Consider the following 24,705-nt stretch of genomic DNA (forward strand, 5'->3'; position numbering starts at 1 on the left):
CTCCTAGGTTTTGGTTCTATTATTTCCGGGCAGAGGTAACGCTTCCGTCTGCATTCCGGTTCATCACAAAGGTGGAAGTATTGCCTTTCAGGTTGAAGGTGAACTCCAAGCTGCTCCAGTTTTTGTTGACATGGGCTTCGCCCTCGGGCTGGAAACAGATATAACCCGCCTCTGCCTTATTCAGATCCTTGCCCGGCCCATAGGTCTTGGTGCCGTTTGCATCGAACAGCGGGGTGTACTTGCCCAAACCGCTCACATTTGCTGCCTTTTTCGGGTCCAGAACGACCTTTGCCTTGTGGCCGTCGATCGTTGCGCTGGTGATGTCGCTTGCCTTGAAGGTGACCGTCTCATTGGTCAGATTCTTGACTTGGAATTCGACAGCCAGCAGCACCAGCTCTTCCCCATACGACCACGGCTGGTACTGATTGCTCAGGGCATACATAAAAGAGCCTGCGCTGTCTGCCGCATGGCCCTTCTGGTCACCGTACTGCTGGAAGAACGAGCCGAGCGCATTATCGACCGCATCGCAGCCGCTCAGTGCACCCGCTGCACCCACAGCCAGCGCCATCGCGCCGGTGATCTTCAAGAACGAACGCCGAGTCATCATTTCCATTGTTTTTTTCCTCCTGTTGATCTGTGCCCCAGCGGGCACTCCGCAAATGATCTCTCTGTCAAGAATACCCATATTCTTTCGTTCTGTCAAGCCTCTTTTTTTCAGCAAAAACCGCCCGTCTGTACACAGCGTACAGGCGGGCGGCGGGGGATTTAGGATTTCGGGGTCAGAACTGCGCCGTAGACCCATCGGGGCGGTAGAAGGTGACGTACTTTCTCCACTGGGGTTCTCCCATGGTGCGGCGGTAGCAGTCCACGAGGCCCTGCACGGTGGTTTCGGCGTCCGGAGTGCGGGAGCCGCAGGGCAGCACCAGCACCCGGAACCATGCGTCGAAGAGGTGTTCGGTCCAGCCGACGTCCTGTGCGCCGCAGCGGGCGTAGAAGCCCAAGCGGCGGACGGCCATGGCTTCGTCCTCAGCCTTTTCGGGACACTCAGCCTCAATGAGGATGGCGGACGCGCCGTTTTCGTGGCTGGGCAGCTCGGCCAGCAGGGCCGCGCCGAGCCCTGCCGCCCGGTATTGGGGGAGAACGGCGAAATAGTCCAACTGACTCATGGCACAGCCCACAGGCCGCACCATCAACAGATACGCCGCCAGCGCCTCGCCGTCAAAAACGCCCCATGTGTGGGCAGTCCCGGCGGCTTCGCTCGTCAGGATCATACTCAGCGGCTTCCGCTCGCTCTGGGGAAAATCCCGGCACATCTCGTGGAGGTACACGCGGGTCAGTTCGTCAGCGGTCAGCAGCCGCCATGTCAGGGTCACGGGGTTCATAGGATGCGGATTCCTTTCTGGATGACAGCCTTGACGTTGAGCGCTTCGTCCGCCAGAATCACGTTGCCGTACCGTCCGGCGCTCAGGCTGCCATAGTCGTTGTCGATGCCAATGCTCTTGGCGGGGTTTTCGCTGGCGGCGCGGACAGCGCTTTCCAGCGGGACGCCCATTTCCAGCACGGCACGCTTCATGCAGTCGTACAGGCAGGTGGCGCTTCCGGCGATGGTGCCGGGCTGTTCGGTCAGGGTGGCACGGGGGCCGCAGACGGTGACCGCCTGTCCGCCCAAGCTGTACTGGCCGTCAGGCAGACCGCAGGCCATCATGCTGTCGGCGATCAGGATCACGTGGTCATCGCCGAAGGTGTTGAAGGTGAAGCGGACCATGGCCGGGTGGATGTGGACGTGATCGGTGATAAGCTCCACTTCCGCGCCCCGCTCCAGCGCCGCAATGATGGGGCCGGGCTCCCGGTGGGTGATGCCGGGCATGGCGTTGTACAGGTGGGTCATGTGGGTGGCACCGGCGTCAAAGGCCGCGAGGGCGGTATCGTAGCTGGTGCAGGTGTGGGCGATGGAGATGCGCACTTCCTCGTGGCACTCCTTGATGAAGTCCAGCGCGCCCGGCTCCTCCGGGGCAACATCCACCAGCTTGATCAGGCCGCCCGACCGCTCCTGCAAGCGGCGGAACATCCCCACATCGGCGGGGTGGAGGTACTCCGGGTTCTGGGCGCCCACCTTCTTCGGGCTGATGAAGGGGCCTTCCATGTTGATGCCCACAAGGTCCGCGCCCTTGCCGTTTTTGTGGGCGGCGGCGGCATCCATGACGTTGTTCAGGATCTCTTCCGAGAAGGTCATGGTCGCGGGGCAGATGGCCAGCACGCCTTTGCTGGCCTCGAAGTCAGCGAGGGTCTGGATGGCTTCTTCGCTGCCGTCGCAGAAGTCCTTGCCCATAGCCCCGTGGAAGTGGATATCCACCAGACCCGGCAGGGCATAGGCCCCGGCCGCGTCCACGACTTCCTCGCCCTCTTCGGGCTGGGCGAACGGCACGATGCGGCCATCGCGGATGAAGAGGTTCCCCTCCTCAAAGGTGTGGCGGGGGGTATAGATTTTTGCGTTCTTGATGATCATATGCTCGTTCCTCTAAGAAACAACTCCCTCAGTCACGGCTTTGCCGTGCCAGCTCCCTCGGTGAGGGAGCCTTGACGCAGCGGGCAGCTGTGAAGCCTCCCTCCGGGAGGGAGGTGGCGCGACAGCGCCGGAAGGAGTTTCATTACAACAGGCTCAGTGCCTCTTCATCGGCGACCAGAATGCAGTCGGGGTGCATCTGGAGAATGGAACCCGGACACTCCGGGGTGACGGGGCCGGACACAACGGCCTTGACGGCCTTGGCCTTGGCCAGACCGTTGGCCACCACCAGCACCTTGCGGGCCTGCATGATGGTCTTGATGCCCATGGTGTAGGCCTGTTTGGGCACAAGGTCCTCGTTGCCGTCAAAGAAGCGCTTGTTGGCCTCGATGGTGGCGGTGGTCAGGTCAACGCAGTGGGTCTCCAGCTCAAAGGCTTCGCCCGGCTCGTTGAAGCCGATGTGGCCGTTGGGGCCAAGGCCCAGCAGCTGCAGATCGATGCCGCCGACGCTGTGGATGATCTCGTTGTACTTGGCGCAGGCGTCTGCCGCGTCGGGGTTGGTGCCGTCGGGCAGGTGGATCGCTTCGGGGCGGATGTTCACATGGTCGAACAGGTTCTTGTGCATGAAGCTCCAGTAGCTTTCCGGGTGCTCCTTGGGCAGACCGCGGTACTCGTCGAGGTTGACGGTGGTGACTTCGGAGAAGTCGATGTCGCCCTTGTTGTACCACTCCACCAGCTGTGCATACGCGCCCACCGGGGTGCCGCCGGTCGCCAGACCCAGCACGCAGTTCGGCTTCATAATGACCTGCGCGGAGATGATGTTGGCAGCCTTGCGGGACATATCCTTATAATCCTTTGCACGAATGATCTTCATAATCGGAACCTCCTGATTTTTTTCATTGACCCTAGTATAACACGCTTTCGGTTTCCAGAAAACGCTTTTATGTGAACAAAAAAGAGGGCCGCCGGGGATGGGCGTAAACGCCCGCCCTCAGCGGCCCATGGGAACAGATGCGGAATCAACCAGACTTCCGCAGGTTACAATTCAGAAATGCACTTACAGCATCTTCTTCAGCTCATCGTACACGAACTGAACCTTGGTGCCGATGATGACCTGACAGGTGTTCTTGTCGGGGCGGATGACGCCGGCAGCGCCAGCAGCCTTGACAGCCTTTTCATCGACCTGCGTGTAGTCCTTGATGGTGAAGCGCAGACGGGTAGCGCAGTAGTCCACGCTGGAGACGTTTGCCTTGCCGCCGATGGCCTTCAGCACACCAGAAGCAACTTCGGTGTAGTTGTTGTTGGCCAGCGTCACCTTCTTCTCGGCCTCTTCGGCGTCCTCGTCCTCACGGCCGGGGGTCTTCAGGTCGAACTTGGTGATGGCGAAGTAGAACACGAAGTAGAACACGAGGAAAGCAGCGATGCCCAGAGGAATGATCATCCAAGTCTTAGCAGCTGCGGGCAGGGAAGCGGAGAACACGAGGTCGGTGGCACCGGCAGAGAAGCAGAAGCCAGCACGGAAGCCGGAGTAGTAGGTGATGACGGTGAAGATGCCGTACAGAGCAGAGTAGACAACGTACAGCGGGAAGCACAGGAACATGAAGCCGAACTCGAACGGCTCGGTGACGCCGCAGACGAAAGCGCAGATGGCAGCGGACAGAACCAGACCGATGGCAGCCTTCTTGTTCTTAGCGGTGCGGACCATGGCCAGCGCAGCACCGGCGATACCGAACATCATGCAGGGGAAGAAGCCGGACATGTACATGCCGAGGCTCCAGCCCACATCCGCAGAGGTCTCGCCAGCCCAGAAGTGGGACAGGTCGCCCAGACCGATGGTGTCGAACCAGAACACGTTGTTCAGAGCGTGATGCAGGCCGGTGGGGATCAGCAGACGGTTCAGGAACGCGTAGATACCAGCGCCGATGCCGTCCATGTTTGCGATGGCCTCGCCCAAAGCGACCAGTGCACCGAAGATCAGAGGCCAGACGAACAGCAGGACAACGGAGACCGCGATGGAGATCAGGCCGGTGGCAATTGCGACGAAGCGCTTGCCGGAGAAGAATGCCAGCCAGTCAGGCATCTGGGTGTTCTTGAACTTGTTGTAGCAGGTCGCGCCCACCACAGCGGCCAGAATGCCGATGAACGAGTTGCCAGCGACCTTCTGGAAAGCGATGTAGGTAGCAGTGCCCTCTTCGAGGGTGCGGACTGCACCGACGACGGCGGGGTTCAGCAGCTGCTGCATCATCAGGAAGCTGACGAGGCCAGCCAGACCAGCGGTACCGTCGTGGTCATCCGCCAGACCGACTGCTGCACCAATTGCAAACAGCCATGCCATGTTGTCGATCAGAGCGCCGCCTGCCTTGACCAGCAGGAAGCCAACGGTATAAGCTGCGCCGGAAGTTGCTGCACCGGGCACACCCATAACGCCCGGAGCAAAGGCATAGCCAAGACCCATCAGGATGCCGCAGATCGGCAGGACCGCGACGGGAAGCATCAGTGCCTTGCCCAGTTTCTGGAGATACTTCATCATAAGACACATTCCTCCTTAAAGAATGTTGTTGTTATGGCGGCCTCTGGTTGCAGACCGTCCATAATTGCGTAACAATATCTTAACACATGTTAAGAAAAAAGGAAAGGGGGTTTCCGCCCTTTTTTCCACAATTGATACAAAAATCCTTGATTTTGCATTTTTTAGTCAAAAGTTTTTGGGGTTTTTGATGGGATACAAGTTTTTTCTCTGAAAAGAATTTTCTTATTTGTGAATTTTCTATGTTCTGCCGCCTCTGCCGCGCACTTCTTGCGCCGTGGCGGCGTCTATGTTACTATATAGGTATTCCCGAACCGTGTACAACATCCCGAAGGAGGTTTTATCAATGGAATGGACTGATATCCGCCTGACCGTGGCCAAGGCCGACGCTGACAACGCCGAAGCCGTCGCCACCATGATTGCCGAAGGCGGCATCTATATCGAAGACTACAGCGACATCGAACAGCAGGTGGCCGAGATCGCGCATGTGGACCTCATCGAGCAGGAACTGCTGGACAAGCCCCGCGATCAGGTCATCATCCACCTGTATCTGGAGCCGGGCGCTTCCCCCGTGGAGACGCTGGCCCTCATCGCGGCCCGGATGGAGGCGGCGGGCATCGCCTACACCGTCGAGACCGAAGGCGTGGAACAGGAGGACTGGCAGAACGGCTGGCGCAAGTATTATCACCCGATGGAGATCGGCCAGCGCCTTGCCGTGGTGCCCTCTTGGCAGGAGTACGACACCGACCGCGTCAAGCTCATCCTCGACCCCGGCCTCGCCTTTGGCACCGGCGGCCACGAGACCACCAGCCTCTGCTTGGAGGCGCTGGACGAGCGGGTCAAGGGCGGCGAACGGGTGCTGGACATCGGCACCGGCTCCGGCATCCTTGCCATCGCAGCGCTCAAGCTGGGCGCTGCCTCCGCCGAGGGCGTGGACATCGACCCCGTGGCCGTCCGCACCGCTGGGGAGAACGCCGCCCTGAACGGCACAGCCGACAAGCTCACCGTCCTTGTGGGCGATTTGTCCGACAAGGCCAGCGGCACCTACGACATCATCACCGCCAACATCGTTGCCAACGCCATCCTGTCGCTGGCCCCCGCCGTACCCGGCCTGATGGCCGAGGATGCCGTCTTCATCGCCAGCGGCATCATCGACAGCCGGAAGGATGAGGTCATCGCCGGGCTGGAAAAAGCTGGGCTTACTGTACAGGAAGTTAAGGAAAAGCGCGGCTGGGAGTGCATTGTCTGCAAAAAAAGCAAGTAAGGCCAGCTCCCCCGGAGGGGGAGCTTCAGTTGAAAAGGATTAGAAAATGCCGCACCGTTATTTTACTACCGAGATCGCCGACGGCACCGCAACGCTGCGGGGTGCCGACGCCCATCATCTCGCCCGCGTGATGCGGGGCAAGCTGGGCGATACCGTCATCCTCTGCGACGGCAACGCCGTGGAGTACACCGCCACCATCACCGGCTTCGGCCCGGAGACGGTGGAGTTCAGCGTGGAGCCGGGCTACCCCAGCGCCGCCGAACCCAGCGTAGAAGTCACCCTTTTTGTGGGCTATCCCAAGCAGGACAAGCTGGAGCAGGTCATCCGCCACGGCGTCGAGCTGGGCTGCGCCCATTTTGTTCCCTTCTTCAGCCGCTACTGCGTGGCAGCCCCCAAGAAAGAGGAGCAGAAAAACGAGCGCTACAACCGCATCGCCTTTGAAGCCGCCAAGCAGTGCGGCCGGGGCGTTTTGCCGGATGTGGCCCTCCCGCTGCCCAACTTCGGCGCGCTCTGCCGCAGTCTGGAAGGGTACGACCTCGTGCTCTTCTGCTACGAGTGCGGCGGTGCTCCCCTCCGGGAGCTGCTGGCAGACCTCCAGCCCGCCGACGGCCAGAAGCGGAAGATCGCCGTTATCACCGGCGCAGAGGGCGGTTTTGCCGCCGAGGAGGCCGAGATGGCCGCCAAAGCCGGTGCCAAGACCGTCGGCCTCGGCCCCCGCATTCTCCGCTGTGAGACGGCCCCGCTGGCCGTCCTCTCCGCCGTCATGACCCTGACGGGGAATCTGGAATAACACTCTTTCAAACAAAAAGGGGCTGCTGCACGTTCGGCTAAAACGATGTGCAGCAGCCCCTTTTTTATGCTTCAGTAGTACATAGTGCTACAGTTTATTCTTTCTGTCAATCCCGGCTGTCTGCTTCCAGCAGTGCGCGCTTCACGCCGATGAGGCTCTGGGGGCTCATGGAGAAGCTGCGGAGGCCGAGTTTCAGGTACTGGATCGTATTGGCCGGGTTGCCGACGGCCATGCCGCAGATGGTCACGGGGATCTGCCCCGCGTCGGCGGCTTCCATGACCATGGCGATGAGCTTTTTCATCGCATGGCTGGCGGGGCGGTAGTAGCGCTCCGCAATGGAGAGGTCCCGGTCAACGGCGTGGGTGTACTGGGTCAGGTCGTTGGTCTCGATGACGAAGAAATCGCACCCGCGAGCTACGAATTCTTCCGCCGTCAGGCAGGCTGAGGGCACGCTGAACATGACGCCGAAGGGGGTCTTCTCGTTGAACCGCTCGCCCCGCTCCCGCAATTGCTGGCGGCAGTGCTCCACCCGCTTCATGGCTTCGTCCCAATCTTCAAGGTTGGTCACCATCGGGAACATGATCCGCAGCGGGCCGTCCGCCGCCGCGCGGAGCAGCGCACAGATCTGGGTCTCGAACTGGTGGGGGCGGCGCAGACTGCTGCGGATGCCGCGCAGCCCCAGCTTGGAGGATTCCGGCCCTTGATGCGCATCGGCCATGGTGCGGTCTGCGCCAAAGTCGAAGGTGCGGACCGTGACGACGCCGCCCTTTGCCGCAGCAAGGCAGGAGTGATAGAACACATACTGCTCCTGCTCGTCCACCGGGCGGCCCGGCAGCATCATGTAGCCGCTGCGCAGCAGACCCACGCCGCTGGCACCGGTTTGGAGGGCCGTTTCGATGTCCTCCTGCCCGAAGCAGTTGGCCAGCAACTCAAAGGCCTCGCCGTCCTTGGTGCGGTTCGGCAGGGCACAGATGCGGTTCATTTCCTCGTTTTCCCATTGTTTTTCGCAGATGTGGGCCATGGCCTGTTGGCGGGTGACGGCATCCGGGTCAAGGATGCACTCGCCGTTGTCGGCGTCGAGGACGACGATGCGGCCGTCGCAGTCGTCCAGAAAATCGCTGCCCACCTGCACGATGCAGGGGATGTGCATGGCCCGCGCGATGATGGCGGCGTGGCTCTGCTTGTTGCCCTCGGACGTGATGATGCCCAAGATCATCCCCGCCGGGACGCTGAACAGGTCGCTGGGCATCAGCATCTCCGCCGCGAGGATCACCGGATGATCCAGCGCCAGCCAGACGCGGGGCCGGTTGGCAAGGATATTCACCACCCGGCTGGCCGCGTCGAGGATATCCACGCTGCGCAGCTGCATATAGGCGTTGTCCTCCATGTGGGCCAGCTGGTCGGCATAGCGGTGGCCCACGCGGTCCATGGCTTCGGCGGCACCGATGCCCGCCTTGATCTGGAAGCGGACCTCATTCATGAAGCCCTCGTCCTCCAGCATCATGCTCTGGAACAGAAAGATGGCCTGTTCGGTAGGGCCGCTGCGCTCCGCCATGGAGTCCAGTTCGGTCTGGGCCGTTTTCACGGCGTTGTCCAGCAGCCGCTGCTCCCGCTCCGGGCTGAAAGGGCCGGGGCGGAAGATCTCCGTCCGGCGCTCCACCCGGCTTACCTGCCCCAGCACGAGGCCGGGAGAAGCGGAATGTCCCTGATAGACTTTCATGGTTCCACTCCCTCCTCCACCGGCGCGGTCAGGGTGCGGTAGACCAGCGCCTGTAAGAATGTATTGGGCAGCAGCGCCGCCCACGCGGCCTGTGCCGCATTGCCGCTGCCGTCAAACAGGGGCGCAAAACTCTCGATGCGGCTGCGGTCGCATTGTTCCAGAAAGGCTCTGCCGAGCTGCTCCACCGTGTAGTAATGGGCGGGGTCCACCCCCACGTCCTCGGCGGCAGCTTCCAGCGGGGCGGTCTCGGCATCTTTCATGTTGGCCAGCCGGAGGGCGAGGTCTGCCGTCAGAGTGACCGGGTACTTCGCCTTGACGGCCTTCTGCACCGCGTCGAAACGTTTCCGGAACGCAGCTGCGTCCGCGTCGGAAGCGCCGCTCTTCGCGATGGCGTAGGCACAGCCTCGCAGCCGCCCGAAGGCCCGAAGGGTGTCGTAATAGCCCAGCTCGATGTTTCGCTTGGCGGTGTCGGGGTCAAAGTGGAGGATATCGCCCAGCTCCCAGTAGCTGCGCACCATGGTGGTGGGCAGACCGGTGCGGTTGGGCAGGGTGATGCCCACTCCCTCCAAATCCACACAGACCAGCTCCTCCGCGCCCATTTTTTGTGCCAGCGCGGTGGGCATGTTGTCCCGGTAGCCGCCGTCGAGGAACTGCACCCCATCGATCTGCTTGGCCCGCAGCGCGGGAAAACAGGCCGCCGAGGCCAGCAGGTAGTCCTTCACTTTCCCTTGCGGGATCTCTTCCAGCGGCAGCTCGCGGGGTTTCAGGCCCCGCTTTTCCACGGTGACGAGGCCGAACCGGATGGGCGACGCGCGGAGGGCGTCTTCGTCCAACACCCGCTCCACGATCTCTTCCAGCGGGGTGACGTCCATGCCGCCCTCCCGCACGATGTCCCGCAGGAACTGATGCAGCTCCGTCAGATTCGTTTCTTCCGGCAGCTCCATCACGTCCTGACTGCGGATGCTCGTCCACATATCCCGCGCCGTCTCGTACAGGTCCAGCGCGAACATTGCGCCGTTCAGGCTGCCGACGCTGGTGCCGGTGATGATCTGCGGGTGCCAGCCCAGTTCTGTCAATGCCCGCCAGACGCCAACCTGATAGCTGCCGCGGGCTCCGCCGCCGGCCAGCACCAGCGCCTTTTTGGGGGTCTCGTTCTGCGCCATCCCAACCGCCTCCTTTGTGCTCCGAATCAAATCTGCACAAAGTATAACATATTTTCGGGAAAATTTCTCTCTGTTTTTGGAACAAAAAGCGTGGTATAATTTAGTAAAATCTGACTGTGAGGATGGCAATATGAACTGCAAGCAATGGATCTTTGATATGGACGGCACCCTGACCGACAGCATGACCGCCGTGTGGGAGAACGCCCCGCTGGCGCTGCTGCGCCGGTATGGCCGCGAACCGAAGGCCGACCTGCGCACCACCCTGCTGAGCATGGGGATGGCCGACGGCGCGCAGTACCTCATCCGGGAGTATGCGCTGCCCCTAAAGCCGGAGGATTACTTCAGCGTGATGCGGTCGGTTATTGCGGAGCTGTACGAGAGCGTAGAGCTCAAGCCCGGCGTGCGGGAGCTGCTGGCCCGGCTCAAGGCCGAAGGAGCCCGGATGTGCATCTGCTCAAACACATGGAGCGACCAGTGCAAGGCCGTGCTCACCCGGCTGGGGCTGGACGATCATTTTGAGTTCTACGTCGAGGCGCAGGGCCCGCTCCACAAGAGCCGCCCGGACGTCTTCTTCGAGGCGCTCCACCGCCTTGGCGGCACCAACCCCCGTACCTGCGCCGTCTGCGAGGATTCCGTTTACGCCGCCCGCACCGCCCACGACGCGGGCTTCTACGTCATCGGCATCGCCGACGCCGCCAGCGCCGCCGACGAGCCCGCCCTCCGCCAAGTCAGCAACCAGTTCCTGCAGGAGTGGGGGGAGCTGAAATTATAAAGCCCTGCGCTACCATCCGTGTCCTTGCCTTCGCCTTATGGTACGCCGTGCTAAACAAAGGTACAAGGTTCCCTCTGCCGGGCTTGCCCTCTCAGGCGCTTCGCGCCAGCTCTCCCAAAGGGAGAGCCATTGGCAAAGGCGTGAAGTCTGAGCACAGCGCCTGACGGCTCCCCTTGCGGCAGCAGGGCGTAAAGATTCTAAATCGGGAACTTTGCGGACTGCCAAGGCCTCTCACTTTGGGAGAGGTGGCATCGCGAAGCGATGACGGAGCGGGCAAGCCCGGCAGAGGCGAGACTCCGCGTAAGTTTAGATTGCACCTTCGAGGAGGGCATTTCAAAACCCTTGACAATGCGTCCAAAATAGGTATAACGAAAACAGAAAAGGTGCTGCCCCGCAATGGTCAGCTCCCTTGCCCGCTAATCAAAAAGATTGACCGTGAGTTTGGAAGACTTGGGCGGTCAATCTTTTTTATTTTATCATGGGTTTCGACGAATTACAACCAATTTTTCCCTTTACCGTTCCAGAAACTTCCGGAACGCGGCCCTTACGGCGGCCTCACGGCTGCGGGGGATGGGCACGCGGGCGCCGCTGCGCATCCACAGTTCACCGGCGGAGAGCTGGGACGCGGCGGCGAGGTTCACCACATAGGAACGGTGGGGCTGCAAAAAGCGTTCGTCGGCCAGCAGAGGCTTTGCCACCTCGGAAAAGGGCACCCGCAGCGAAAGGGAGGCCACGTCCTCGCCGCTGGCAAGGTGGAAGTGGACGATGTGGTGGGTGCACTCCAGATATTCGATGTCCGCGAAGGGCAGGGCCCGCAGCCCCGCCGCCGTCGTGACCGGGATGACCGGGCCATACTCCGGCTCGGTGGCGCGGTCAAGCAGGGCGGTGAGCTGTTCGGGCCGGAAGGAAATTTGCAGATACTGCATCGCGTCCACCCGGAACGCCTCGTAAGCGTAGGCCGGGGTGCGGGCGAAGAAGGCCAGCGGAGCGCGCACCCCGTGCTGGCGCAGCTGGGCCGCCGCCTGTAAGCCCTCCGCCGGGCCGGAAGCCGTCAGCTCGATGAGATACAGCTCGTACCGGGTGCCGCCGGCTTCCTGACGCAGCAAGTCGGCAGCGCTTTCCAACTGCTCCACGATGCACGCATCGGCGCGGCGGGCATAATATTCAAGGCAGTGCCGCTGCACCCGCCCCCGTAGCACCGGGTCCGGGCTGCAAATCGCAATATGAAAGATCATTTTCCAAGCCCTCCTTCGGCGAGCGGCCCCCGGCGCTTGCATTTTGCGCCGCGGGGGAGTATAGTTACAACAAAAACGATGAAAGGAGACTCCTCTATGAATCAGCCTCTCGTCAGCATCATTCTGCCCGTTTACAATGCCCAGAGCCATCTGGCCCGGTGCGTGGGGAGCATCTGTGCCCAGACCTACCGGAACATCGAGATCATCATCCTGAACGACGGTTCCAAGGATCAGAGCCTTCCCGTCTGCGAGGAGTTCCGCCAAAAGGATCCCCGCATCCTGCTGGTGGACAAGGCCAATTCCGGCGTATCGGACACCCGCAACCTCGGCCTGAAGCTTGCTTCCGGCAAATACGTAGAGTTTGTGGACAGCGACGATTACCTTGACCCGGACTTCACCGAGCGCCTTGTGGCCGCTGCCGAGGAGAACGAAGCCGATTTCGTCATCGCCCCCTACAAGATGGTCATCCCGGCAGGAGCCTCCAAGCCGGAACAGGTGCTGGATAAGATCCAAGACGAGCTGGGCGTCATGAGCGTTGCCCGCCCGCCGGAAGTGCGGGAGTATGGCTTCCTGCCCGCCGGGGTCTACGACAAGGATACCTTCGCCCTCCGCCTGATGGACAAGCCCGCCTCCTATTTTTACAGCGTGCTTTGGAACAAGCTCTACCGCCGCGATATCCTGACCGGCAACGACATCCAGTTCGTCAGCGAGATGCGCTGGGCCGAGGACCTCGTGTTCAACCTGCGGTACATCCAGTATGCCGAGCGGTTCGTCGCCATCGACAAACCCGGCTATTACTACGTCCAGAACCCCCAGAGCATCTGCCACACCCAGATCAACGCAGCCACCATCGTGCAGAACAAATTACAAGTGTTCCGCTATTACAAAGACCTCTACACCCGCCTTGGGATATACGAGGAGGTGCGGCCCCAGCTCTACAAGTTCCTTGTGGACATCGCCGAGAGCACCTACCCCTCCGGCCCCTTCAAAAAGGCCATCGACGAAGCAAAGGCTTACTGGAAAGAACATCAATCGGAGAAATAACAAATAGAAAAAGAGGCTGTTGCACAACTCCTTCCGTCATCGCTGACGCGATGCCACCTGTCCTCCCTTTGTCGCTTACGCGACATCTCCCTCCGGCCGGAGGGAGTCTTTCTCTAAGAGGGAGGCTTTCACAGCTTGCCGTTACGCCAAGGCTCCCTCCGAGAGGGAGCTGGCACGGCAAAGCCGTGACTGAGGGAGTTCTTTGCAACAGCCTCATTTTTGTTAGAAGTTCAATCAGTCCCCAATGGCTGCGCACTTCTTGGCCAGCCAATCGCGCTCTTCCTCGGTCAGGCGGGGGGCGAGCTTAGTGAAGACCTCCCGATGGTAGGCGTTCAGCCATGCGATCTCGTCCTTGTTCAGCACGCCGGGCACCACGGGCGAGGTGGCGATGGGCACGAAGGTCAGCGGACGGAAGGCGAGGAAGGTGCCGTACTGGTTGTCGGCCTTGTGGTAGCACTCCAGCTCGTTCTCAATGCGGATACCGACCACACCGCTTTCGTAAACGCCCGGCTCGTCGGTGACGACCATGCCCGGCTGGAAGACGGTGGTGTTGCGGCCGTTCAGCGCGTGGGGGCCCTCATGGACATTGCCCACAAAGCTGACACTGTGGCCGGTGCCGCAACGGTAGTTGATGAGGTGCTGCCACAGCGGCTCGCGGGCGATGGTGTCCAGCATATGACCATCGCAGTAGTTCAGCCAGACGGCCTTTGCGATGTCGATGTGGCACTGCAAAGTCCAAGTATAAAACAGCTTTTCGTCCTCGGTCAGCTCGCCCAGCGGGTAGGTGCGGGTGATGTCGGTGGTGCCGTCCATGTAGGTAGCACCGCTGTCCACCAGCAAAAAGCCCTTCTTTTCCAGCTTGGCGTGGTCGGCTTCGGTGGCGTGGTAGTGCATCATGGCCGCATTGCCGCCGTAGGCTGCAATGGTGCCGAAGCTCTCCACGATGAACTTGTCCTGTGCGGAGCGGTACTTGTGGAGGATCTCGTCCACGGTCAGCTCCGTCAGCTCTTCACCGGCGGCAAGGCGCTCTTCCAGCTCTTTCTGGAACCGCACCATGGCCACGGCATCCCGCAGATGGGTCTCGCGGTTATGGGCCAGCTCCGTCTCGTTCTTGACGCCCTTCATCGGCAGCAGGGGATCGGCCTCATCCTTGACGGTCAGGGCCGCATTGTTGCTCAAGGTCTCGTAGACGGCGTAGTTGACGGAAGCCGGGTCGGCCAGCACGGTCTGCGGCTCGGTCTCGGCGGCGAGGAAGCCCAGCACATCGTCGTATTCGGCGATCTCGACGCCGTTCTCCTTCAGCTCAGCCGCAGCCTCTGCGCCCAGACGCTTGGTGTTGATAAAGAGGACAGCGCGATCCTCCGTGACGTAGCAGTAGGCCATGGCATACGGGGTGCACTGGATGTCCATGGCGCGCAGGTTCAGCAGCCATGCCAGATTGTCCAGCTTGCCCACCAGCTGTGCGGTGCGGCCCAGCTCCTTGAGCTTTGCGCGGAGCTGGCCCAGCTTCTCGGCGGGGGAGAACCCTGCGTACTCCTTGCTCAGGATCCAAGCGGGAGTCTCCGGCAGGGCGGGGCGGCCCTCGGTCCAGAGCTCATCTTCCAGATTCAGGGTCTTGATGGTGCCGTGCTTGGCGTCCAGCGCCTTCTGGACGCTGCGCACCAGATGGCAGGAAGCGGTCAGACCGCACAGGCCCAGCACCCCGCCTTCGGGCAGAGCATCGGCGCAGTACTGCTCCACGGTGGGCACACCCGGTTCACCCATCCGCTCCAGCTCGATCTCGGTGCCCGCGATCTCCTTTTCCGCCTGCACGAAATAGCGGCCGTCGGCCCAGATGGCGCTCTTGTCCTTCGTAACGACGAAGTTGGAGTTCTCGCCATGGAAGCCGGAGAAATAGGTCAAGGAGGTGTAGTGGTCGGGCAGGTACTCGCTGGAATGCGGGTCGCCCACCGGAATGAGATAAAGGTCAACGCCGTTGGCGTCCATGGCGGCCCGCAGGGCAGCCAGACGCTCAGGAACCGTGTTCATGCTCATAATAAAAAGCCTTCTTTCTTACATCTGCCGGAAAAACGTCCGGCGGCGGTGATTTGCCGCTTCTTATTGTATCATTCCGGCGCGCGGATTGCAATTGCTGCGCGGTTTTTCTCAGTTGCTGCTGGCGGCCGGCAGTTCCGGCGGGGTGGTGCCGTCACTCTGGGGCGGCTGGCCCTGCGGCATCTGCCCGTCCGAAGGTGCCCCGTCCGGCGGCGTCATGCCGTCCGGTCTCTGCCCGCCGCTGCCGCCGGGGCCTCCATTGCCGCCGAACTGGGTATCCGCTTCACCGGTCTTGGCCGTGGCGGTGACGGTGGACTGGACGCTGTAGCGTCCCTCCGCCGTCAGGGCTGGGCTGGAGTAGAAGAGGAAGGCCGCGTCGCAGAGGGCGGTGCTGTCCAGCACGCTCTTGCCGCTTTCGTCCGCAATGGAGAACGCCGCGCCCCCGGCGAGGGAAAGGCTGCTGTCCCGCCCGCCGCCGAAGATAACGTAGGGCTGAGACGCGCTGATGGAAAAGCCCATGCCCGCGCTGCCGCCTGCGGCCAGCACCGTGCCGCCCGAAATCGTGATGCGCCCATCGGCATCCAGCGGCTGATTGTCGTCGGCGTTGGCGGTCCAGACCGAGATGTCGCCGCCCGTGATGGTCAGGGTGCCGTTGGAGTCAAAGCCGTCGCCCTCGGAGGAATAGGCTTTGATGGTGCCGCCGGAGATGTTTATCTCGAAGGCATAGTCGCCAAGGTCGGAGTTGGCGGCGTTCAGGCAGTCGTCGGTGGAGGTGATGTCCATATTGCCGGAGTATATGTTCAGGACGGCCCCCTCCAAGCCCTCGCAGCAGGTGGAAACGGTGATGGCGGGGCCGGTGGTGCCCTCCGCACCGATGTTCAGTTCCATGTCGCAGTGGATGGCATCTTCCCCCGCCGCGATGGTCAGCTTTCCGCTTTCCACCTTGAGCCGTTGCTCCGCGTTGATGGCATCGTTCACCAGCGCCTCGATGTTCAGCGTCAGCTCCCGGATGGTCAGGCTGGCGTCCCGGTCATCCACCGCGGTGCCGGATTTGATGCCGTTCTTGCCCCGTGCGTTCACGGTCAGCGCACCGCCGCCGCAGAGGACGACCTGCGAGCCGTCCTTGCACTTGACCACTGCCTTTTCGGCGTTCTCGTTGTCGGCGGCATTGTCCGGGTCGTTGGCCTCGCTGTCGGTCAGGGTGTTTTCCGTCCCATCCACCACCGCGATGATCACCCCGGTGGATTCGCCGCAGAGGATGGGGGCGGTGTCGGCGCTGGTCAGGGTCAGGCCGTCCAGCAGCAGCACGACGTCCTCCGTCTGGGCTTCCACCTTCACCGAGCCGTCCGCACAGCGGCCGGACAGGGCATAGACGCCCGCGCCGCTCACCGAGAGAGCGGTCCCCTCCACGGCAAGGCCCGCCGCGTCCTCCGGGCTGACCGTGATGCCGCCGTCCGAGAATTCCACCGTCACCACTTCATCCGGCGTGTAGGCGAGGCTCCCCGCCGCAAGGCAGTCCGATTTTGCCTTTCCCGTGCCGCCGCACGCCGCCAGACTGCCCGAAAGGGTCAGCGCGCCAAGCGCCTGCAAAAAGCTTCGCCGGGAAATTTTCGTGCTCTCTGTCAAACAGGTCTTCATAACCAAGCCTCCCTCAAAAATGCAACGCGATTTAAGTGTGCTCATTCTACACCGCAACTATGGAAACTTCGCGGGAAAGCTGTGAAAAAGCAGGAGCATTTCCGTGAAAATGGGGTGAAATCAGGTCCTTCCAGAACGCCAAAATGCCCGCCGGGTTCGTCCCGGCGGGCATTTTAATTATGGAGAAACAAGAGAAAAAGCCCCGCCATCCGGCGGGGCTTTCGGCGGGCTCAATCGTCCGTTTTCTGCTCCATATCCAGCTCCGGCATCAGCTCGTCGCTGATGACCGTCAGCATCTGCTCCAGCTTGTCCACATCCTCGGCGGGGAAGCGGTCCCGCACGCGCTCCACCACAGTGTGCAGGTAAGAGTAGCTGATGTTGTAATATTCGATATACTTCTTGGTCGGGCGGAGGTGGTATTCGCGCCGATCCTTGGTGGACTGGATCTTCTCCACATAGCCCTTCCGAACCAGACTGCCGATCTTATACGCCGCGTTCGGGGTGGAGATCTGCATCATGCGGGAGAACTCCGCGATAGTCGGCTCGCCCATCGCCATGATTCCCTCCATGCAGAAGGACTCTACCGTGGTCAGCGTGGCCTCGCGGGTGGCGAAGCGCTGAAACACGTTCTGGTAGAAGTGCAGCTTAAATTTAGTATAGACGTCATTGAATGCTTTTTCCAGCATGGTGCGGCTCCCTTCGATTCCCTCAATTTCTTTTAGTATATCATATTTTTGCCCGAACGCAAGCGAAAAAGTGCCCGCCGCGCAAAAAGGCCGCACAGTTTTTTGCGCTGTGCGGCCTTGCCGTTTATGGGGGACTTCTTCGCGCCAGCTCCCAGAGGGGGCTGGCCTCGGAGAGGACTGGGGAAGTTACTTCATCAGCTTCTTGAGCTTGAGCCACGCGCCGAACACGTCATACTTGGTAACGTAACGGTCGGGGTCAAAGCGGGAAGCGTCGCTGTCATCGGCGGGCTTCACAAGGCCGTTGTCGATGGCCCAGCGGGTCGCCTTCTGCAGCTCGATCTCCTCTGCGGGCACATCGCTGTACAGGCTCGGCAGAGCCGCTTCGGGCTTGCCCGCCGTCTCCCACAGCAGCTTCACCAGCTCACGCCGGTTGGTGGGCACCGCCACACCCTTCGGCAGGTTCAGCTGCAAGTAGCTGTCCACGCCAAGGCTCACGCCCTGCCACACCAAGATGCCAGCCGCTGCGCCGCCCACGGCCACGGTGGCCATGGTGCCCAGCGTCGAGGGCCCATCGTCCTCGCCCGGCAGCTCGGAGGAACGGTACTGCGCCTCAATGGTGATGTCCGCTTCCGGCATCGTAAAGCTCATGTGGGGGTCGTGCAGCATCACGCTGGGGTCACCCGTCAGCGTGTCCTTGACATCCTCCGGGAAGCGGATGCTCCACACGTCAAAGGTCATGCCCTCCGGCACTTCCGACTCGTCCACATCCACCGTCAGTTTGGTGCCCTTCTCGGCCTTTACCTCAGTCTCGTTGTTGATCTTGCCGCCCTTGACGGTAACGGTGTAGGTCTTGGGCTGGTCGTCGGGGTTCGGGGTGGGATTCGGGTCAGGCGTTACGCCCTTGTTCAGCACGACGTCTTCGTCCGACATGGTAAACTTGATCGTCGATGTTTTCAGCCCCGTTGCGCCTGTCGTTTCACCATTCACATTGTAGATGGACTGACTTGCTTCGACCGTCAGCTCCGTCTCGGCAAAGGCATAAACATTGCTCCAGCCATTCGCACGCGATACACCATTGATCGACAGGATCTGTGCTCCCTCCAGCACGATCTTGTGAGCGCCGTTGATTCCTTTCAGCGCCGTTCCTTCATTGAAAATACCGCCGCTTATCACATCCGTTTCGCCGCGTTTTACACCGCCAGCGAAAATGCCGCCTGTGATGGTGCTATTATTTGAGTTTATCACCTCGCCCACGAACGTGCCATTTTCAATCTTACCGCTGTACGGCGTATCGCCGTTGTATACTTTGCCCTTGAAAGTGCCATTCTGAATGGTGCCTCTGTTGTCCACTTCTTCCGCAAACGTACCGCCAACGATCGTAGCATTCGTATTGTATTCGACAATGATACAGTTTACTGCCTCTAGGGTCCCCGTTTTGCCAATGGGGTCTGTATGAGCGAAATCATACTCCGTCAGTTCGTCAGGGCTCAAGTACAGAGCATTTACTTCACTTCCGTCTTCTACACTGAAGTACCACCAGCCGTCACCCACATAACGCCGCCCATTCTCCTTATACACATGGGTCAGGTCGGGCGTTCCATCAGCCTTCATGACAAGCTTCTTCTCGCAGTCCTTATAAACTGCGGTCAGGGTAACCGCCTTATCCGGCATCGGGAAGCGCAGAATCGTGAGTTTCTCGTCCATCAGGTCAATGACTTTGCCAGACCAATCACGGAGCGTTACTGCTGTGTCCGTACCGGTTTCTTTTGCCTCCCAGCCCGCAAAATACTTACCATACGGAACATTGGCCTTTACCGTGACATGAGCGCTCCATTCAACCCTGTTACCGAAAGTGTTTTCGAATGTACCGCCAACTACCGTCAACGGATAGCTTCTATAAGTAGATTCTGCTCGAACGCTCAGATTATACCCCGGCATGGTCAGAGTATAAGTACCCTCTGTATCATCATTAGGCACAATTGCTTCAAATCCATTCGGATCAATAGACCATCTACTAAATACTTTTTTCGAATCGTTGATCTGCGGTTTGATCTTAACGGTTACGCCTTCTTTATACTTACCAGTCGTCGCCGTCGAACCGTCATCTTTTACGATCACGGCATCGTTCAGCGTCAGCGTATGCTTTACCTCACTCGGATCAGGGGCACCGATTTGGTTCAGCACAAGTTCCTTGTCCTTCTCCTGCACTATGAACTTCTGGAAACCCTCGCTGTCTTTGCCTACCGTCAAACCGCCATAAGTCGTCTTACCGTTGACATCGGTAATCGTTTCCTTGTTGCTACCAGAAATTTTCACTTTGACTTCCGGTTCGCCGACAATATACACTTCTGTACCGAACACGACAGCTTTGATTCCGCTCAGTGTCGCACCAACTGTTTCGCCACTGCTTGCTTTCAGCACATGAACTTTTTGTTCTCCGCTTGGCGAAAAATCAAATACAGCCTCGTCAATCTTGCCGCTGTTGCTATACGACATTTTACCGTTCCTGTCATCCGTGCGAATGATTGCATTTTTAATCGTTGCACCAGCATTATTGGTCAGTCGCTTGCAGCAAACAAACGACACGTTTTCCATCGTACCGTTGTTCGTCACATAGCCATAGTCAACATAACAGTTCCTTACCGTACCATAGTTCGTCAAGGTCGGATACCCGGAATAGCCGTTGCCCTCTGTATGAAATTTCGGCCCATCAATCACGCCATGGTTTTCGACCGGTCGAGAAAGGAATATCCATCCTTTAACTGTTGCTTTCTCTCCAACCTCCAACTCACACTTGAGATAACTGCCATTACAGCTCAGGTCAAAAGTTTTTTCTTCCGTCGGGTTCAGCGTCAGCGTCTCGCCGTCATACGTCCAGCCGTTGCCATAGTAAATGGTCTTGCCATCAGCGGTCTTCTGCTTTGCGTGTTCCTCACTGGTATCCGGCACACCATCCGCAAGAACCAGTTCCGGGTCAAGTGTCACAGGCGTTGTGGATACCGTAAACGTCAACGTTGTCCCGCTGATTTTGTCTGGGTTCAGGGTAAAGCTTCCATCCGACTTCAGCATTACGCCATCCCAATTTGTAAGCGCATAGGTGTCACTGCCATCCGCAACATCCCAGTTGGAAACGCCATCGCACGCTACTTTGAGCGTATCCGTGTTATTGGGTATCACATACACAGACTGGCCCAAGTCAATTTCTTTTCCATTGGCGGCATAAACAAACTTCGACGATGTACCTCTGGTCGTCAGTGTATAACCCTTCGCAATTGTTCCACTACCGGTAGGTTTTGTTACAAACACACCACCGGTGATCGCTGCACTAGCGGCCTTGTTTTGGACTTTTGCCTTAAACAAGCCACCCGTAATGCTTGCAGATATTCCTTCATCGCCGGAATCGCCATTCGTCACATTATTCTCAAACACACCGCCAGTGATTTTTCCAGTGTCATAATTGATTACACTCGTGCTTTCCGAATTAACACCGACAAAAATGCCACCGGTAATGGTGCCTTTATTCGAAACAGTTTCCTTAAAGGTTCCGCCTGAAATTTTACCGCCTGCCTGATTCCAGACCGTATTTTCGAATGTACCACCGGCTACCGTTGCCTTCTCATCAATCGCAACATAGCATTTTACCGCGTTCTGTTTGGCAAGATTCCATGTACCACTCATTAAGGTCAGTGTGCCAAGTCCACTACCAGCCCCATCCATATACTTCCAGCCGTTTCCTACCCAATACCCCTCACTATCCGTATGGAGTCCAGATATCACCGGCTCACCGCTGCTGTCAATTGTAATGGTTCCGGCAGTTTCTTCCGTCTCCCCATTCTCCTCCGCCATCTCCGCAGTCCCTCCGCCGGGGGTCTGCGCAAGGGCGCTGACGGGGAACAGCGAGATCATCATGCTCAGCGCAAGAACAAGGCTGAGAATGCGCTTTTTCATAAAAGTACCTCCTCGTTTTCCGAAATTTTATCATTCTGCTATCAATATAACACATTTTGACGCATTTCGATAGAGGAGGCGTGCATTCTCAGCCTTGTATATTTTAATCTTTTCTTTTTATCGCGGATTTTCCGGGGTCAGCGCTTGCGGGCCGCAAACTTGGCGCGGATGACGCTGAGGGCGATCAGCTCCAGCGCAATGGCCACAGCCAGCAGGATCAGCGAGGTGAAAAGGCTGGCGCTGGCGCCGAGGACGATCTGGCTCAGGCCGGTGACGACGTAGCAGACCGCCGAGATGGCGGCCACGGTGATGGCATAGGGCAGCTGGGTGGACACATGGTTCACATGGCTGCAATGGGCGCCCGCCGAGGCCATGATGGAGGTATCGGAGATGGGGGAGCAGTGGTCGCCGCAGACCGCGCCGGACAGGCACGCCGCGATGGAGATGACCAGCATCTCGCCCTGCGGGAAGGCGTGGCAGACGATGGGGATCAGGATGGAGAAGGTGCCCCACGAAGTGCCGGTGGCAAAGGCGAGGAAGACCGCCACGAGGAAGATGATGGCGGGCAGCAGGTACTGCAGGGCCGCCGCCGAGCCGTTCAGCAGGTTCGCGACGTAGTATTTTGCGCCCAGCAGGTTGGTCATGCCGGAAAGGGTCCATGCCAGCGTGAGGATCAGCATGGGGCTGACCATGGCCTTGAAGCCCTCCGGGATGCAGGCCGCGAAATCTTGGAAGGTCATCACCTCGCGCACGCGGTAGAAGACGAAGGTGAACAGCAGGGCAATGCTGCTGCCCATCACGAGGCCCGCCGAGGCGTTGCAGTCCGAGAAGGCGGTGATGAAGTCCACGCCGGAGAAGAAGCCGCCGGTGTAGATCAGGCCGAAGATACAGGCCGCGATCAGCACCACCACCGGCAGGATCAGGTCGATGACATGGCCGCGGGTGTCGGTGCCGTCGTCCACATCGTCGCCGTAGGGGCGGTCGTCGGTGGTGAAGAGGTCGCCGTTCAGGGCGTTGTCTTCATTGAGCTTCATGGGGCCGTAGTCGGCGCCCGTGAGCACGAGGAAGAAGATCATCACCAACGTCAGCAGAGCGTAATAATTGTACGGGATGGTGCGCAGAAACATCGTAAAGCCGTTGATCCCGGAGCCTTCCGGCACCGAGGAGGTGACCGCCGCCGCCCAACTGGACACCGGCGCGATGATGCAGACCGGGGCCGCCGTGGCGTCGATGAGGTAGGCCAGCTTGGCGCGGGAGACCTTCTGCCGGTCGGTGACCGGGCGCATGACCGAGCCGACGGTCAGGCAGTTGAAGTAGTCGTCCACGAAGATGACCACGCCCAGCACGAAGGTGGCCAGCTGCGCCCCGGCGCGGGTGTGGATGTGGGTGGACGCCCACCGCCCGAAGGCCGCGCTGCCGCCCGCCTTGTTCATCAGGGCCACGAGGATGCCCAGCATCACGAGGAAGACGAGGATGCCCACGTTGCTGGAGTCGGCCAGCTTCGCCACCATACCGCCCTCTTCATTAAAGAACAGGGTGTTCAGCGCCAGCTCCAAGTTGCCGTTGGCGTAGAGCAGCGCACCCGTGGCGATGCCCACCAGCAGCGAGGTGTAGACCTCCTTGGTGTTCAGCGCCAGCACAATGGCCACCACCGGCGGCAGCAGACTCAGCGCCGTGCTGTACACCGCGCAAGTGTAGTTCGCCGGGTCCGTGATGGTGCCGGGCGTTGCCGCCGTGCACCACAGCAGCAGCCCGAACACCAGCACCACGCCGGCCCACGATAGATTCACTTTTTTCATAAAACGATTCCTCTTCTGATTTTTTTCCCCGGCGCGGGGCAGACTATCCCCAAGAAACACAAAGGGGGTGGCCGACGCGCCGGATTATAAAGCGCTGTACTTTGAGCTGTTCCGCGCCAGCGAACAGGCCGCCCGCATCCTGCTGGAAGCCCAGCAGAAAGCGGAGGAGCAGATTATGGAGGACGACCAGCCGCCGATGCGGCTCAGCCCTTCTTCGCCTGAGCCTTCGCCGCGAACTTCGCGTCGTTCACGATGAAGCGCTCGTGCACGCCGCCGCCCACGGGGCCTTTTTCGTCATGCAGGGATACCTTAAACACCAGCTTGCGGCCTTCCACGGCGGTCAGCTCGCTCTCGCAGGTCACGGTCATGCCTACGGGGGTGGGGGCGGTGTGCTCCAGCTCCAGCTTGGTGCCCACGGAACCGCAGCCCTCGTCCAGCTCACCCGCCACGCTCATCCAGCAGGTCTTCTCGGCCAGCGCCACCAGCGCGGGCGTCGCGAAGACGTCCAGCGTGCCGCTGCCCATGGTCTTTGCAGTGTTTTCGTTCGTCACGAGCTGGCTCTGCTCGCCCTTGATGCCAACAGTCAACATAAAAATACTTCCTTTCTTCAATCGCCGCATCGGCAAACATTTTTTACTACCTTGATAGGATACCACACTTTCCGCGCCGATGCACCTGTTTTGGAGGGATTTCTGCAATTTTCCTCTTCCGCTTTTGCCCAAAACGCGCTATGATAGGGCCGAAAGGCGGTGTCCTCTATGAGCGACTTCTGGAAATCCTATGATATCACCGCGCTGGAATACGGCGAAGGCTACCAATGCTATCCTCTTTACGGCAAGATCCATCGAATTGAGCTGGCCCTTTCGCTGCTCTTTATCGTAGGGGTCGCGCTCTGGTACAAGCGCAGCGGGGCGAAGCTGCGCCGGAAGATCTTGGTCGGTGTCACAGGTCTGCTTTTACTGGACGAAGCTGCTCTGCTGCTGGGCATGGCCTTGACCGGCCAATGGAACTGGAGCTATCTGCCGCTCCATCTGTGCAGCATCAACGTCTTTGTCTGCCTTTACAACACCCTCTTCGACCAGAATTGGTGCAAAGAGGAGCTGTATGCCCTCTGCATCCCCGGCGCGGCGCTGGCGCTGCTCTGCCCAAGCTGGCTCGATGTGCCCTCGTGGTGGACGCTCATCAATCTGCACTCCATCTCCATCCACGCTCTGCTGGTACTCTACCCGGTCCTCCTCGTCGTGGGCGGCTACCGCCCCAGCGTCCGCCGGGTGCCGCAGGTGCTGGCCTTTCTCTTCGGCTCCGCCCTGCCCATCTACTTTCTGAACAAACCCCTGTGCACGAACTTCTACTTCCTTAATAACCCCTACGGCAACGTCATCACCACGGCTTTCACCAACCTGCTGGGTGAAAAATACTATATTCTCGGCTTCCTGCCCGCCATTGCGGCGGCGCTGGCGCTGATGTATCTGCCGTGGGTGGCGGCCGCCCGCCGGAAGTGATATATCCAGATTTGGAACACGCGTGTTCCAAATCTCTCCCCGCTTTGAGACGCGGCGTTTTTGTTTCCAAAAACGCACCC

General features: G+C 59.9%; 20 protein-coding genes. 6 read left to right on the top strand and 14 right to left on the bottom strand.

All coding sequences use genetic code 11. The features are described from left to right. Positions 1 to 19 precede the first annotated feature (19 nt). From C4N23_RS03030 to C4N23_RS03050, 5 genes are all read right to left on the bottom strand, one after another. Positions 20 to 613, bottom strand: a complete 594-nt coding sequence (locus C4N23_RS03030; RefSeq protein WP_112143938.1) for a hypothetical protein — start codon at positions 611 to 613, stop codon at positions 20 to 22. 166 nt (positions 614 to 779) lie between these two features. Beyond that, a complete protein-coding gene (locus tag C4N23_RS03035; RefSeq protein ID WP_112143940.1) occupies positions 780 to 1,382 on the bottom strand; it encodes an N-acetyltransferase in 603 nt (200 codons plus the stop codon). Further along, on the bottom strand, positions 1,379 to 2,506 hold the full coding sequence (gene nagA, locus C4N23_RS03040) for an N-acetylglucosamine-6-phosphate deacetylase (protein WP_112143942.1): 1,128 nt from the start codon (positions 2,504 to 2,506) through the stop codon (positions 1,379 to 1,381). The genes C4N23_RS03035 and nagA overlap by 4 nt, the downstream gene beginning before the upstream one ends. Positions 2,507 to 2,648: 142 nt before the next feature. Then, positions 2,649 to 3,377, bottom strand: coding sequence for a glucosamine-6-phosphate deaminase (gene nagB, locus C4N23_RS03045; RefSeq protein WP_112143944.1), 729 nt, complete (start codon positions 3,375 to 3,377; stop codon positions 2,649 to 2,651). A gap of 183 nt (positions 3,378 to 3,560) precedes the next feature. Next, positions 3,561 to 5,033 (bottom strand): PTS transporter subunit EIIC, encoded by a 1,473-nt coding sequence (locus C4N23_RS03050; protein ID WP_112143948.1) that lies wholly within the window; start codon positions 5,031 to 5,033, stop codon positions 3,561 to 3,563. A 343-nt stretch (positions 5,034 to 5,376) separates the two neighbouring features. Between C4N23_RS03050 and prmA the strand changes: the two genes are divergently transcribed. Both prmA and C4N23_RS03060 read left to right on the top strand, forming a co-directional pair. Next, positions 5,377 to 6,294, top strand: coding sequence for a 50S ribosomal protein L11 methyltransferase (prmA, locus tag C4N23_RS03055; protein ID WP_112143951.1), 918 nt, complete (start codon positions 5,377 to 5,379; stop codon positions 6,292 to 6,294). 46 nt (positions 6,295 to 6,340) lie between these two features. Then, positions 6,341 to 7,084, top strand: coding sequence for an RsmE family RNA methyltransferase (locus C4N23_RS03060; protein ID WP_112143953.1), 744 nt, complete (start codon positions 6,341 to 6,343; stop codon positions 7,082 to 7,084). A gap of 106 nt (positions 7,085 to 7,190) precedes the next feature. Here the strand turns inward: C4N23_RS03060 and C4N23_RS03065 are convergent, their stop codons facing one another. Both C4N23_RS03065 and C4N23_RS03070 read right to left on the bottom strand, forming a co-directional pair. Then, a complete protein-coding gene (locus tag C4N23_RS03065) occupies positions 7,191 to 8,804 on the bottom strand; it encodes a phosphoenolpyruvate--protein phosphotransferase (protein WP_112143955.1) in 1,614 nt (537 codons plus the stop codon). Beyond that, positions 8,801 to 9,967: a patatin-like phospholipase family protein gene (locus C4N23_RS03070; RefSeq protein ID WP_112143957.1), complete on the bottom strand. Its 1,167-nt coding sequence runs from the start codon at positions 9,965 to 9,967 to the stop codon at positions 8,801 to 8,803. Before C4N23_RS03070 ends, C4N23_RS03065 begins: the two co-directional genes overlap by 4 nt. Positions 9,968 to 10,097: 130 nt before the next feature. Here C4N23_RS03070 and C4N23_RS03075 point away from each other — a divergent pair, with 130 nt between their 5' ends. After that, positions 10,098 to 10,739, top strand: coding sequence for an HAD family hydrolase (locus C4N23_RS03075; RefSeq protein WP_112143960.1), 642 nt, complete (start codon positions 10,098 to 10,100; stop codon positions 10,737 to 10,739). 512 nt (positions 10,740 to 11,251) lie between these two features. Here the strand turns inward: C4N23_RS03075 and C4N23_RS03080 are convergent. Further along, a complete protein-coding gene (locus C4N23_RS03080; RefSeq protein ID WP_055188771.1) occupies positions 11,252 to 11,974 on the bottom strand; it encodes a LytR/AlgR family response regulator transcription factor in 723 nt (240 codons plus the stop codon). Positions 11,975 to 12,070: 96 nt separating this feature from the next. Here C4N23_RS03080 and C4N23_RS03085 point away from each other — a divergent pair, with 96 nt between their 5' ends. Beyond that, positions 12,071 to 13,018, top strand: a complete 948-nt coding sequence (locus tag C4N23_RS03085; RefSeq protein ID WP_112143962.1) for a glycosyltransferase — start codon at positions 12,071 to 12,073, stop codon at positions 13,016 to 13,018. A gap of 234 nt (positions 13,019 to 13,252) precedes the next feature. On the opposite strand, the gene C4N23_RS03090 is transcribed toward C4N23_RS03085, so the two are convergent. The 5 genes from C4N23_RS03090 to C4N23_RS03110 all read right to left on the bottom strand — a co-directional run bounded on the left by C4N23_RS03090 (position 13,253) and on the right by C4N23_RS03110 (position 23,123). Then, the gene (locus C4N23_RS03090; RefSeq protein ID WP_112143964.1) at positions 13,253 to 15,052 is read right to left on the bottom strand and encodes an aminopeptidase P family N-terminal domain-containing protein; all 1,800 of its coding nucleotides are present in this window, start codon (positions 15,050 to 15,052) and stop codon (positions 13,253 to 13,255) included. Between the two features lie 111 nt (positions 15,053 to 15,163). Then, positions 15,164 to 16,690 (bottom strand): carbohydrate-binding domain-containing protein, encoded by a 1,527-nt coding sequence (locus C4N23_RS03095; RefSeq protein WP_181567063.1) that lies wholly within the window; start codon positions 16,688 to 16,690, stop codon positions 15,164 to 15,166. Between the two features lie 230 nt (positions 16,691 to 16,920). Beyond that, complete coding sequence (locus C4N23_RS03100) at positions 16,921 to 17,376, bottom strand: MarR family winged helix-turn-helix transcriptional regulator (RefSeq protein ID WP_112143969.1); 456 nt, start codon at positions 17,374 to 17,376, stop codon at positions 16,921 to 16,923. Between the two features lie 186 nt (positions 17,377 to 17,562). Continuing rightward, a complete protein-coding gene (locus tag C4N23_RS03105; protein ID WP_112143972.1) occupies positions 17,563 to 21,324 on the bottom strand; it encodes an InlB B-repeat-containing protein in 3,762 nt (1,253 codons plus the stop codon). Between the two features lie 137 nt (positions 21,325 to 21,461). Further along, positions 21,462 to 23,123 (bottom strand): Na+/H+ antiporter NhaC family protein, encoded by a 1,662-nt coding sequence (locus C4N23_RS03110; protein WP_097840351.1) that lies wholly within the window; start codon positions 23,121 to 23,123, stop codon positions 21,462 to 21,464. Positions 23,124 to 23,190: 67 nt separating this feature from the next. On the opposite strand from C4N23_RS03110, the gene C4N23_RS03115 reads away from it, so the two are divergent. Beyond that, complete coding sequence (locus C4N23_RS03115) at positions 23,191 to 23,379, top strand: hypothetical protein (protein WP_097840352.1); 189 nt, start codon at positions 23,191 to 23,193, stop codon at positions 23,377 to 23,379. On the opposite strand, the gene C4N23_RS03120 is transcribed toward C4N23_RS03115, so the two are convergent. Next, positions 23,327 to 23,713 (bottom strand): thioesterase family protein, encoded by a 387-nt coding sequence (locus C4N23_RS03120; RefSeq protein WP_112143974.1) that lies wholly within the window; start codon positions 23,711 to 23,713, stop codon positions 23,327 to 23,329. The two genes, C4N23_RS03115 and C4N23_RS03120, sit on opposite strands and share 53 nt — an antisense overlap. Positions 23,714 to 23,881: 168 nt before the next feature. Here C4N23_RS03120 and C4N23_RS03125 point away from each other — a divergent pair, with 168 nt between their 5' ends. Further along, positions 23,882 to 24,625 (top strand): YwaF family protein, encoded by a 744-nt coding sequence (locus C4N23_RS03125; protein WP_097840354.1) that lies wholly within the window; start codon positions 23,882 to 23,884, stop codon positions 24,623 to 24,625. The last annotated feature ends 80 nt before the right edge of the window (positions 24,626 to 24,705 follow it).

Origin of the sequence: Faecalibacterium hattorii, from assembly GCF_003287455.1 — a bacterium.
GTDB lineage: Bacteria > Bacillota > Clostridia > Oscillospirales > Ruminococcaceae > Faecalibacterium > Faecalibacterium hattorii.